This window comes from Tardiphaga sp. 285_C5_N1_2 (genome assembly GCF_052076065.1).
GTDB lineage: Bacteria > Pseudomonadota > Alphaproteobacteria > Rhizobiales > Xanthobacteraceae > Tardiphaga > Tardiphaga robiniae.
The window spans coordinates 5,549,807-5,561,718 of sequence record NZ_CP197241.1 but is presented as its reverse complement, the minus strand read 5'-3'; the positions used below and the strand labels follow the sequence as shown (position 1 = coordinate 5,561,718).

Annotated in this window: 9 protein-coding genes; 4 read left to right on the top strand and 5 right to left on the bottom strand. The window is 62.6% G+C overall.

Going from position 1 to position 11,912, the window contains the following annotated elements; genetic code table 11:
• Nucleotides 1–65 precede the first annotated feature (65 nt).
• Nucleotides 66–542 (bottom strand): Lrp/AsnC family transcriptional regulator, encoded by a 477-nt coding sequence (locus AB7951_RS26300; RefSeq protein ID WP_068737711.1) that lies wholly within the window; start codon nucleotides 540–542, stop codon nucleotides 66–68.
• A gap of 153 nt (nucleotides 543–695) precedes the next feature.
• Between AB7951_RS26300 and alr the strand changes: the two genes are divergently transcribed.
• The 3 genes from alr to AB7951_RS26285 all read left to right on the top strand — a co-directional run bounded on the left by alr (nucleotide 696) and on the right by AB7951_RS26285 (nucleotide 5,078).
• Entirely contained in the window at nucleotides 696–1,859 is a 1,164-nt protein-coding gene (gene alr, locus AB7951_RS26295) for an alanine racemase (protein WP_120287875.1), read from the top strand.
• Nucleotides 1,856–3,109, top strand: a complete 1,254-nt coding sequence (locus tag AB7951_RS26290; RefSeq protein WP_120287876.1) for a D-amino acid dehydrogenase — start codon at nucleotides 1,856–1,858, stop codon at nucleotides 3,107–3,109. The genes alr and AB7951_RS26290 overlap by 4 nt, the downstream gene beginning before the upstream one ends.
• A 331-nt stretch (nucleotides 3,110–3,440) precedes the next feature.
• Nucleotides 3,441–5,078 carry a choline dehydrogenase gene (locus AB7951_RS26285; RefSeq protein ID WP_120287877.1) on the top strand — a complete coding sequence of 546 codons (1,638 nt, stop codon included), beginning with the start codon at nucleotides 3,441–3,443 and terminating at the stop codon, nucleotides 5,076–5,078.
• Between the two features lie 21 nt (nucleotides 5,079–5,099).
• Here AB7951_RS26285 and AB7951_RS26280 read toward each other — a convergent pair whose 3' ends face one another.
• Complete coding sequence (locus AB7951_RS26280) at nucleotides 5,100–6,017, bottom strand: helix-turn-helix domain-containing protein (protein WP_116659374.1); 918 nt, start codon at nucleotides 6,015–6,017, stop codon at nucleotides 5,100–5,102.
• A gap of 184 nt (nucleotides 6,018–6,201) precedes the next feature.
• Here AB7951_RS26280 and AB7951_RS26275 point away from each other — a divergent pair, with 184 nt between their 5' ends.
• Nucleotides 6,202–8,325, top strand: a complete 2,124-nt coding sequence (locus AB7951_RS26275) for a molybdopterin-containing oxidoreductase family protein (RefSeq protein ID WP_120287878.1) — start codon at nucleotides 6,202–6,204, stop codon at nucleotides 8,323–8,325.
• A 9-nt stretch (nucleotides 8,326–8,334) separates the two neighbouring features.
• Here AB7951_RS26275 and AB7951_RS26270 read toward each other — a convergent pair whose 3' ends face one another.
• From AB7951_RS26270 to AB7951_RS26260, 3 genes are all read right to left on the bottom strand, one after another.
• Entirely contained in the window at nucleotides 8,335–10,425 is a 2,091-nt protein-coding gene (locus AB7951_RS26270) for a molybdopterin oxidoreductase family protein (RefSeq protein WP_120287879.1), read from the bottom strand.
• Between the two features lie 96 nt (nucleotides 10,426–10,521).
• Complete coding sequence (locus tag AB7951_RS26265) at nucleotides 10,522–10,713, bottom strand: hypothetical protein (protein ID WP_081422070.1); 192 nt, start codon at nucleotides 10,711–10,713, stop codon at nucleotides 10,522–10,524.
• A gap of 80 nt (nucleotides 10,714–10,793) precedes the next feature.
• A complete protein-coding gene (locus tag AB7951_RS26260; protein ID WP_120287880.1) occupies nucleotides 10,794–11,906 on the bottom strand; it encodes an alkene reductase in 1,113 nt (370 codons plus the stop codon).
• Nucleotides 11,907–11,912: the final 6 nt, after the last annotated feature.

Below are 11,912 nucleotides of genomic sequence, written 5' to 3'. Positions count from 1 at the left end.
GCGCCTGTTTCCTTCGCCCCGCCCGGCGAAGCGAAGCTTTGCTAGGCGGGAGAGGTTAAGCAAGTTCAGCCCGTCAGCGCGGACACTGAGACGCCGCGCTTCACCACGCTGCGCATCGCGAAGCTTGAATGCAGCCGCGCCACGCCGGGCATCCGCGAGAGGTGCTGCTTGTGGATGCGCTCATAGTCTTCCATGTCGCGCGCCTGCACATGGACGAGATAGTCGTCATTGCCCGACATCAGGTAGCACGACACGACATCCGGGCATTTGGCGATCTCGCGCTCGAAGGCGGACAGCGCATCCTCGCTCTGCTTGTCGAGCGTGATGTGGACGTGGACCGTCATCATGTAGCCGAGCTCGGATGCGTCGATCTCGGCGGCATAGCCTTTGATCACGCCCTTCTTTTCCAGGGCCGTGAGACGCCGGGTACAGGCGGTGGGTGACAGGCCGACTTTCTCTGCCAGTGCCATCTGGCTGATCCGGGCATCCCGGACAACCTCGCGAAGGATCTTCCGGTCGGTCGAATCGAGGTCGCTTGCCATGGTTCTCGCCAAAGTTTTGCAGGATTTCTCTACAGGGACGTAAATTTACGCCGATAATCACCATTTATGACCGTAGCAGCGGCCGGAATCGCCGTAAAGCGCCATGCGGAAGGTGAGATACTGCCGTTGCGATCATTCGTAGCGGGGGATGTGATGCTGGCACCTTGGACAGGCGGAACGGGCACGCGGCATGCGAGCGCGGTGCTGACCATCGATCTCGAAGCCATCTCACGCAATTACCGGCTATTGGCCGAGCGGGTCGGCCCCGGCGTCACCTGCGCCGGCGTAGTGAAGGCCGACGCCTATGGCCTCGGCGCTGATCGTGTCGCGCCGGCACTCTATCGGGCCGGCTGCCGCACCTTCTTCGTGGCGCATCTCGACGAAGGGCTGGATCTCCAGACCCATCTGGCCCGCGACGTTACGATCTACGTGCTCAACGGTCTGCCCTCGGGCAGCGAGCGTGACTGCGCGGAAGCCGGCATCATTCCGGTGCTCAATTCGCGCGAACAGCTTGAGGCCTGGTCCGATCAGGCGCGGCAACGCGGCCGGATTCTCCCGGCGGTCATTCAGGTCGACAGCGGCATGTCGCGGCTAGGCATGTCGCCGCGTGAGGTCGCCGAACTCTCGGGCAAGGACACCTCAGTTCTCGATATCCAGATGGTGATGAGCCATCTCGCTTGTGCCGACACGCCGGAGCATCCGGCCAATGCGCACCAGCTCGCCGCGTTTCAGGCGCTCGCGAAACGCTTCCCTGCTGCGCGACAATCTCTGGCCAATTCGTCCGGCATTTTCCTTGGGCGCAACTATCATCATGACCTCGTCCGCCCCGGCGCCGCGCTCTACGGGCTCAATCCCCATCCCGCGCAAAGCAATCCGATGCTGCCAGTGGTTCGGCTCACCGCGCAGGTGCTCCAGATGCGCGAGGTCGAAGCCGATGCCCATGTCGGCTATGGCTGGAATTTCCGCGCGACCAGGCCGACCCGGCTGGCGACATTGGCGATCGGTTACGCCGACGGTTTGCAGCGCGCCTTCGGCAATGGCGGTGCCGTGTATTTCCGTGGGCGGCGGCTGGCCGTTGCCGGCCGCGTATCGATGGACTCGCTGACAGTCGATCTTGGCGATCTGCCGCCCGGTATGTTGGCACGGGGCTCGCAAGTGGAGATCATCGGCGGGCATCAGTCACTCGACGCGTTGGCCGCAACCGCGGGCACCATTGGCTACGAAATGCTGACCTCGCTGGGTCAGCGCTATGAACGAATTTATTCGGATGAGATCGATGTGCGGTGGACCGCCCGGTCTGGAGGCACGGTGCTATGAAGGTTCTGGTTCTTGGCGCGGGCGTGATCGGCGTCACCACGTCCTATTATCTGGCCAAGGCAGGCCACGAGGTGACGGTGATCGACCGTCAGCCCGGCGCCGCACTGGAGACCTCGTTCGGTAATGCCGGCGAAGTCTCGCCCGGCTACGCCTCGCCCTGGGCTGGCCCCGGCGTGCCGAAGAAGGCGCTCGGCTGGATCATGGACAAATACGGTCCCCTGGTGGTGCGGCCACAGGCCGATCCGCATCAGTGGCGCTGGATGCTGCAGATGCTGCGCAACTGCACGAGCGCACGCTACGCGCTGAACAAGTCGCGGATGGTGGGCATTGCCGAATACAGCCGCGACCAGTTGCGCGCACTGCGCGCCGAGACCGGCATCACCTATGACGATCGCAGCCAGGGCACGCTGCAACTGTTTCGCAAGCAGTCGCAGCTCGATGCCACCGGCGGCGATATCGACGTGCTCAAGCAATATGGCGTGCCGTATCAGGTGCTCGATCGTGCCGGCTGCGTGAAATATGAGCCCGGCCTCGCCGGCGTGCAGGATCTGTTCGTCGGCGGTTTGCGTCTGCCCGAGGATGAGACCGGTGACTGTCATCTGTTCACCCAGCGGCTGGAAAAGCTCGCGGCCGGACTTGGGGTGAAATTCGTCTACGAGACGACCATCAGATCGGTGGATGTGACGGATGGCCGCGTCGCGCAGGTGACGACCGACAAGGGTGTCTTCACCGCAGATAGTTATGTGATGGCGCTTGGCAGCTTCTCGCCGCTGCTGCTGCGTCCGCTCGGCGTCGATGCGCCGGTCTATCCGGTGAAGGGCTATTCGCTCACGGTGCCGATCACCGACGAGAGCGTTGCGCCGCAGTCGACAATCATGGACGAAAGCTACAAAGTGGCAATCACGCGCCTTGGTGACCGCATCCGCGTCGGCGGCACCGCTGAAGTCGGCAATTATCATCCGGTGCCGACCGCCCCGCGCCGTATGCCGCTCGACAAGTCGGTGACCGATTTGTTTCCGACCGCCGGCGATCTCTCACGCTCGACCTTCTGGAGCGGCTTGCGCCCGATGACACCAGATGGTCCGCCGATCGTCGGCCCGACGCATCTCGGCAATCTCCATCTCAACACCGGCCACGGCACGCTCGGCTGGACCATGGCCTGCGGCACCGCCCGCGTGCTGTCCGACCAGATCTCCGGCAAGGCGCCGGAGCTGGACGTCAAGGATCTGGCGATCAGCCGCTATAGCTGAAGCAACGCTCTTTCTTAACCTCTCCCCGCATTGCGGGGAGAGGTCGCCGCGTCTTCGCGGCGGGTGAGGGGCCGTCTCGGACGAAGCCTCCATCACGGGTCTCTCGGTTCACATGTCTTCGACCCGAGAGACCACTCCTTTTGCATCGTATGTGCCTCGCCCCTCACCCCAACCCTCTCCCCGCGCAGAGCGGGGAGAGGGAGCTTACCTAGCGCAGTCTCCCACTTTCGCATTGCGACGATTCTAGCCGCATGCGTGCCATGCTTCCGTCCACGCCCATTTACATCCCCGCCATTTCCGTTTTCAGTTGCTGAAAACAATTGGGGGAAACATGAGCGGTCAAACTGCGTCGGTGCATCGCGCGTCGGCTGACGCCATTGAGGCTGATTACATCATCGTCGGCGCCGGCTCGGCCGGTTGCGTGCTGGCCAATCGCCTCTCGGCCTCGGGCAAATATTCGGTGCTGCTGCTGGAAGCCGGCCCGAAGGACCGCAATATCTGGATTCATGTGCCGCTCGGTTACGGCAAGCTCTTCAAGGAGAAGTCCGTCAACTGGATGTATCAGACCGAGCCCGAACCGGGCCTTGATGGGCGTTCCGTGTTTCAACCGCGCGGCAAAGTGCTCGGCGGCTCCAGCTCCATCAACGGCTTGCTCTATGTGCGCGGTCAGCATGAAGATTACGATCGCTGGCGCCAGCTCGGCAATACCGGCTGGGGCTATGACGACGTGCTGCCCTATTTCAAGAAGGCGGAAAATCAGACGCGTGGGCCGAGCGACTATCACGGCGTGGGTGGCCCGCTGCCGGTGTCGGACTCGCGCTGCCCCGATCCGCTGTCGGAAGCTTTCATCGCTGCAGCTGCCGAGACGGGCATTCCGGTGAATAATGACTTCAACGGCGCGAGGCAGGAAGGCGCCGGCTGGTTCCAGACCACGACGAAGGGCGGCCGCCGCGCCTCGACAGCGCGGGCCTATCTGCGCCCGGCACAGAAGCAGGGCAAGGTCCGCGTCGAAACCGAAGCGCTGGCCCAGCGTATCCTGTTCGAAGGCAAGCGCGCGGTGGGCATCGAATTCAAGCAGCATGGCGTGGTGCGCAAGGCGCGCGCCCGCAAGGAAGTGCTGGTGTCGAGTGGCGCCTATAATTCACCGCAACTGCTGCAGCTCTCCGGCGTCGGTCCCGCCGATCTGCTCAAGGAACACGGCATCGAGGTCCTTCTTGATGCCCCCGGCGTCGGCAGTGATCTGCAGGATCACATGCAGGTCCGCATGGTGATGGAATGCCCGCAGAAGATCACGCTCAATGACTTCGTCAATCATCCCGTTCGCCGGGCGATGATGGGTCTGCAGTATGCCGCGTTCCGCACCGGTCCGCTGACCTATGCTGCCGGCACCACCGGGGCCTTCTTCAAGACCGATCCGCGCATGGCGTCTCCGGATATCCAGATCCACTTCCTGCCGTTCTCCACCGACAAGATGGGCGAGAAACTGCATCCGTTTTCCGGCTTCTCGGCGTCGGTCTGTCAGCTGCGCCCGGAAAGCCGCGGCTCGCTGCGCATCAAGAGCGCTGATCCCTCGGTGCCGCCGGCGATCCGCATCAACTATCTGGCGACCGAAACGGATCGTACGGCGAATGTCGAAGGCCTGAAAATCCTGCGTAAGATGCTGAACGCGCCGGCGATGAAGCCATTCGTGACCAAGGAGGTCGAGCCTGGTCCGGGCACGGTGACCGACGAGCAATGGCTCGCCTATTGCCGCCAGCGCGGCAGCACGGTCTATCATCCGACTTCGACGTGCCGGATGGGCAATGATGCGAAAGCGGTGGTCGATCAGCGCCTGCGCGTGCGTGGGCTGGAAGGTCTGCGCGTGATCGATGCATCGATCATGCCGGACCTGATGTCGGGTAACACCAACGCGCCGGTGATCATGATCGCCGAGAAGGCGTCGGATATGATCCTAGAGGATGCGCGGTAGCTCCAGTTGCGAGCTCCAGCGCTACAGTTCGTCGGACATCCGATAGGCGGCTGTCTGGCCGCGGAACTGGCCGGGCGTCATGTTGGTCGCCCGGCGGAAGGCGCGGGTAAAATTGGCTTGAGATGAAAAGCCCGCGGTATAGGCGACATCGACGATTGGTCGATACAGATCCGCCAGCATTTGTTTCGCCAGTGTCAGCCGCCGTTCGCTGACGAACTGATGCGGTGTGAGACCGGTTCGGACCTTGAACACCCGCGCGAAATGCGCCGGGCTGAGACAGGCCGTGCGGGCCATATCGGCGACCGCGAATTCGCGCGAGATGTTGGCGTCAACGAATTCGATTACCCGCGCCAGCCGCCGTTGATCCAATGGCTTGTCGGATGATGGTGGCGGCTTCAGCGGAATCGCGTTCGCCGCATATTTGTGAACGAGATGTGCGGACAATGCACTGCTGAGTGTTTCAATCAGCAGTCGGCCGGCGGAGGTCTCCGTATTCAGCTCCTGCAGGATCAGCTCGGCGACCTGTTCGATGAATGGATCATGATCGACGCTCTCATAGCGCAAGGTCATACGTGATGGATCGATTTCCAGATCCTGCAGAAGCGTGTCCTCAAAGGGCTGGCCGGGAAGATAGATATGCAGGCAGTCCGCGACCGGTTCGGAGACGTTGATATATTCTTCGCGAATGCCGGCGGGGCAGAGCCAGATGGTGCCGCGATGGCCCGACGTCCGTTGCCGCATACCGCCGCCCTGACGCTCCACGACCGAGTTGCCGCGCAGGAACATGGCAATCTCGGTATCTCGTGGCAGCACCGAGGGTAGATCGCCGGCCCGATGGCTCCAGCGCTCCGCGAGCAGATGGGGCCAATTCCGGTCCTGAGACCCATCGATGAGATGTCCGGTGACATACTTTTCCGCGCCGTGGCCTGCAATCGTCATAGCCAACCCCCACTCGCTGAAATGATCGTCGCTTAACATTCAATTCCTGTGCCATGGGCGCGGGGCGGAACCCGCCGCGTGGTCAGCAGGATTTGCAAACAGAACAGCAGGCTCGGAAAAGCCAACAGCCCGTCAGCTCAGCATGCTCGGCATCGACCCAGATCGGTAGCCAGCGGAGGCCAGCTTGACCCAGATAACCGTAATTGGTGCATGCCCCCATGATTGCCCCGACACCTGCTCCATGATCACGACGGTCGAAGATGGCCGTGCCGTGTCCGTGCGGGGCAATCCGGATCACCCGTTCACGCAAGGTCGGCTCTGCGTGAAGGTCAACGATTATCAGGAGCGCGTCTATAGCGACCAGCGCATTCTCTATCCGATGCGGCGCTCGGGGCCGAAGGGCAGTGGCCAGTTTACGCGCATCTCATGGGGTGCCGCGCTGTCCGAGATCGCCGGCAAATGGAAGACGATCATCGCTGAGGACGGCGCCAAGGCGATCCTGCCGTGCAGCTATCTTGGCACCCAGGGCATCATCAACGGCCTCAATGTCGGCGATCCCCTGTTCAACAAGCTCGGCGCCACGGTGGCCGAACGTACGTTCTGCGATTCCGGCGCCTGTACTGCCTATCTGATGACGATAGGCCATACGCCGGGTACCGATCCGGAGAGCTTCGTCCATTCCAAATACATCATCCTCTGGGCCTGCAACACGCTCAGCACCAACTCGCATCACTGGCCTTATATCAAGCAGGCGATGAAGAACGGCGCCAAGCTTGTGGTCATCGATCCCGTGCGGACGCGGACCGCGCAGCAGGCGGACTGGCACATCGCTATAAGGCCGGGGACAGACGCGGCGCTGGCGCTGGGCCTCATCCACGTCATCACCACCGAGGGGCTGATCGATCGCGATTACGTCGACAACTATTCGATCGGCTATGACGAGCTGGCCGAACGTGCCGCGATTTACACGCCCGACTACGTGTCTGGAATCACCGGGATCGCGGCGGACGACATCCGCACGCTGGCGCGTGAATATGCCACCACGCCGCCCGCGGTAATCCGCATCGGCGTCGCCGTCGAGCGACATGCCGGCGGAGGCCAGACCGTGCGCGCGATCTCATGTCTGCCCGCGCTGATCGGTGCCTGGCGTCACGTCGGCGGCGGTCTGCTGCAGCTGCCGATCTGGGCGTTTCCGGTGAAATGGGACGTGCTGATGCGCCCGGACCTACAAGGAGAGGATCTGCGCATCGTGAATCTGTGGCAACTCGGCCCGGTGCTCACCGGCGAGCTTGGTTTCGATCCACCGATCAAGTCGCTGTGCGTCTACAATGCCAATCCGATGGCCATGGTCACAGAGCAGGGCAAGATCGAGGCTGGCCTGGCGCGTGAGGATCTGTTTACCGTCGTCAGCGAACACTTCATGACCGACACCGCGCGCTTTGCCGATATCGTGTTGCCGGCGACGACGCAGCTCGAACAGAAGGATCTGATGTTCTCCTGGGGGCATCTTTATCTGTCCTACAACAACCAGGCGATCGAACCCCTCGGTGAAGCCGTATCGAACACCGAGCTGTTTCGCAGGCTCGCCGCCGCCATGGGCATCGACGATCCGTCGTTCTTCCGCAGCGATGACGAGATGATTGCGGATTCGATGGACTGGACCAGTCCCGTGCTGGAAAACATCACCATCGAGCAACTGAAGCAAACCGGCTATGCGCGCTTGAAAGTCGAGGGATCCGATACATACGCGCCACATCGCGAAGGCAATTTTTTCACGCCGTCAGGCAAATGCGAATTCAAGTCCTCGATTGCCGCCGGCGGAAATTTCGTCGTGCCGCTGTTCAGGCAGGGCTATGGTGGCCAACAGTCCGGCGAGCCGGTCGATCCGTTGCCGTCCTATATTCCACCACGAGAATCGCCGCAGACCAATCCCGAGCTGGCGAAGAGATATCCGCTCAGCCTGATCTCGCCGAAGAGCCACGCATTCTTGAATTCCAATTTCGGCAATATGCCGAAGCAGCTCCATCATGCCGGCGAGCAGGCCGTACTGCTGCATCCCGACGATGCTGCAGTACGTGGCATCGAAGCGGGCGCGCCGATCCGTGTCTATAACGATCGCGGCTCGTTCGAGGCGCTCGTCACCATCTCGGCGGATGTGAAGCCCGGCGTGGTGGTGGCACCGAGCGGCTATTGGCAACGCTCGACCCGCAAGAGTGCAACGGTGCATGCGCTGACTTCGCCGGCGATGGCCGATCTCGGACGTGCGCCGACCTTCTCCGACATCCTGGTGCAGGTATCGACGGCGTAAGAAGGCGGGCTACCCCGCCTTCTTCACCCACACTTTGTTATCGTGAAACGCAGCCCCACCGTAAGGCGCCACGGCTTCGCCGCCGGTCAGCATATTGATGCCATGGCCGCCGATATGCGCCTTGTTGGGGTGCACCGATTCCGCAATCAACACACCGCGCCGCAGGCCCTCGAAGATACGCGCGGTCAGTGTCGTCTCGCCGCGCATGTTGCCGAGTGTCACGGCATCGCCATCGGCAATGCCGAGCCTCGCCGCGTCGACGGGGTGCATCATCACACTGGGTGCACCCTCGCGGGCCTGCGATGATGGCGTCTCGTTGAACGAGGTGTTGAGGAATGAGCGCGACGGGCTGGTGGCCAGACGAAACGGATGCGCCTCATCGACCTGTTCGATCGCCGCCCAGTGGTCGGGGAATGACGGCATCTCGTCCCACGCCCCCATCAGGCCGGCATTGGGCATCGGCACTTTCGACCAGTCGGCCTTGAAGTGGAATTTGCCGTCGGCATGGGCGAAACCGTCGAGATAATGCGAGGTGCGGAAATCCGGCTGGATATCGCGCCATTTGTCGGCCTCCAGCCCTTCGATGCCACCGCGGCCGCTGACTTGCAGCGTCTCGTCGATGATGTCGCGCGGATGCATATCGAACGCGCGGTGTTTCGCGCCGAGGCGGGTGGCGATGCCTTGCAGAACGTCGTGGTTCGAGCGGCACTCTTCCGGCGCGTCGATCAGCTTGGCACCGACCGAGATGTGCTGGTTGCCGCCGGCGTAATAGAGATCGTCGTGCTCCATGAACATGGTCGCCGGCAGCACGATATCGGCCATCATGGCCGTTTCGGTCATGAACTGCTCATGCACCGCGACGAACAAGTCTTCGCGGGCAAAGCCCTGCCGCACCAAGGCCTGCTCGGGCGCCACCGTCATCGGATTGGTGTTCTGGATCAGCATCGCCTTCACTGGCGGGCCGTTGTGCAAGGCCTCCGCATCGCCGGTCAGGATGCGGCCGATCTTCGATTGATCAAGACGCCGAACGCTCTCGTCGAGCACGTCGAGGCCCTCGATCAGTGTCTTGTCGAATTTCCAGATTGCGGCATTGTTGAAGAAAGCGCCGCCACCTTCATATTGCCAGGCGCCGGTAACGGTGGGCACGCACAGCGCTGCATGCATCTGTGCGGCTCCGTTGCGGCTGCGGGTGAAGCCATAGCCGAGGCGGAAATAGCTGCGCTTGGTCTCGCCGACCAGGCGCGCAAAGGCTTCGATTTCCGCAGCGGGCACGCCGCAAATGTCCGACGCCCATTCCGGCGTTCGCGAAGCAAGATGCGCCTCGAACTCCGGCGAGGCATCGGTGTATTTGGCGAGATAGTCGCGATCAGCTAGGCCGTCGCGGAACAGCACATGCATGACGCCGGCGGCGAAGGCGCCGTCTGTACCTGGCCGCAGCAGGATCTTGATATCGGCCTGCTTCATGGTGTCGTTGTCGTAGATGTCGACAACCGCCAGCTTGGTGCCGCGTTCTTTCCGCGCGCGCGAGACGTGGGTCATCACATTGACCTGCGTCGAGACGGGGTTGGTACCCCAGATCACGATCAGGTCCGACTTCGCCATCTCGCGCGGATCGACGCCGGCGACCTTGCCGGTGCCGGCGGCAAAGCCGGCCCAGGCAATGGTTGCGCAGATCGTCGAGTAGAAGCGCGAATATTTCTTCACATTGGCGAGGCGGTTGATGCCATCGCGCATCACCAGACCCATGGTGCCGGCATAGTAATAGGGAAACACCGACTCCGCGCCAAAATCGCGCTCGGCCTCGTCGAACTTCGCCGCGATCTCGTCGAGCGCCTCGTCCCAGGTGATGCGGGTGAAATGGCCGGAGCCCTTCGGGCCGGTGCGGCGCATCGGATACATCAGCCGTTCGGGATGATGGATGCGCTCGGCATAGCGCGCGACCTTCGCGCAGACCACGCCGGCGGTATAGCTTTGCTCCTTGGAGCCGCGGACCCGGCCGATGGTGTTCCCGCCAATCACCTCGATATCGAGGGCGCAGGCAGAGGGGCAATCATGTGGGCAGGTGGAGTGCTTGATGTCGATCTTGGCTTGAACGTTCATGCAGCCAAGCTAGCCAAAAGTTTACTGGAGGAAAAGCCGTGGTTTTACGCATCCCGCCCGACAACCGGGCAGGCCTCCAGTCCGTAGTCCTCTCGGCTATTTGCCCAGGGCGTCGCGTTGGGCGATCAGCCGGTCCAGCTCCTCATTCTGCTGAGCCAGCCGATCCGCGGTGCGCTCCTCGTTGCTCTCGCCGGAAGCCGCGGTGGCCTGCTCGATCAACTGCCGGATATTGTCGCGAAGGATGGCGATGCGATCGTCGAGCTCGGCGGCTGAGAGGGTGGAATCCATGGGGCGATACTCCTGACCCGCTACGGGCCGTACGCAGACTATAGCGCGCCAGAAGTGCTTTCTATTGAATAATCCGCAGATTAGCCTGCGCCAAACACGGGGTAGTCGGTGTAGCCAGCCACATCGCCGCCGTAAAACGTCGCCCGGTTGTAAGGCGTAAAGGGCGCCTTGCGCTTGATACGCTCCGGCAGGTCCGGATTGGCGATGAATGGGCGGCCGAACGCGATGATGTCGACATTGCCGGAAGCGACGGCCTCCTCGGCGGAGGTGCCGTCGAAGCCGCCGGCCGTGACCAGCACGCCGCTCCACATCGGCCGGAACAGCTCATAGGCTTTAGGCACATTGTTATGAAACACTTCCGCGCGGCCGACGCCGCTGGTGCGCGGCTCGACGAAATGGAGGTAGGCGAGGCCGAGCTTGTCGAGCTCACGGACCACATAGCTGTAGAGCGGCATCGGATCGGCTTCGCCGGAGTCATTCGAGACACCATAAGGCGACAGGCGGACGGCGACACGATCCGCGCTCCAGGCGTCGATGACGGCATTGGTCACTTCGAGCAGCAGGCGGGCGCGGTTCTCGATTGAGCCACCATATTGGTCGGTGCGCCGATTGCTGCGGGTCTGCAGAAATTGTTCGAGCAGATAGCCGTTGGCGCCGTGCACCTCGACGCCGTCGAAGCCGGCTTCCCTGGCGTTGCGCGTGGCCTGCCGGTAGGCGTCGATGATGCCGGGAAGCTCGCTGGTCTCCAGGGCGCGGGGTGTCTCGTAAGATACCGTCTCGCCTGAAGCCGTCCGCGTGGTAGCGTTGATCGCAATGGCTGACGGTGCCACCGGAAGCCCGCCGCCGGGCTGGAATGAGGAATGTGAGGCACGGCCCACATGCCAGAGCTGCAGGAAGATGATGCCGCCTTTGGCATGCACGGCGTCAGTGACCTGACGCCAGCCGGCGATCTGCTCCTTCGTATAGATGCCCGGTGTGTTCGGGTTGCCCTGGCCTTCCTGCATCACCTGCGAGGCCTCGGCGATGATCAGTCCGCCTTCGGTCGCGCGCTGCGCGTAATATTCGGCATTGAGCGTCCATGCAGCGAGAGATGTCTTCTCGGCGCGCATGCGCGTCAGCGGCGCCATCGCGACGCGGTGGCTCAATCGATACGGGCCGACTTGCAGCGGCTGGAACAGGGAAGAGGACGTCATTGGCGC

Bases quoted from the DNA above. Each gene is read 5' to 3' on its own strand.
- AB7951_RS26285 (WP_120287877.1), top strand. From the start codon at position 3,441: ATGAGCGGTCAAACTGCGTCGGTGCATCGCGCGTCGGCTGACGCCATT.
- AB7951_RS26270 (WP_120287879.1), bottom strand. From the start codon at position 10,425: ATGAACGTTCAAGCCAAGATCGACATCAAGCACTCCACCTGCCCACAT.
- AB7951_RS26265 (WP_081422070.1), bottom strand. From the start codon at position 10,713: ATGGATTCCACCCTCTCAGCCGCCGAGCTCGACGATCGCATCGCCATC.
- alr (WP_120287875.1), top strand. From the start codon at position 696: ATGCTGGCACCTTGGACAGGCGGAACGGGCACGCGGCATGCGAGCGCG.
- AB7951_RS26300 (WP_068737711.1), bottom strand. From the start codon at position 542: ATGGCAAGCGACCTCGATTCGACCGACCGGAAGATCCTTCGCGAGGTT.
- AB7951_RS26260 (WP_120287880.1), bottom strand. From the start codon at position 11,906: ATGACGTCCTCTTCCCTGTTCCAGCCGCTGCAAGTCGGCCCGTATCGA.
- AB7951_RS26280 (WP_116659374.1), bottom strand. From the start codon at position 6,017: ATGACGATTGCAGGCCACGGCGCGGAAAAGTATGTCACCGGACATCTC.
- AB7951_RS26290 (WP_120287876.1), top strand. From the start codon at position 1,856: ATGAAGGTTCTGGTTCTTGGCGCGGGCGTGATCGGCGTCACCACGTCC.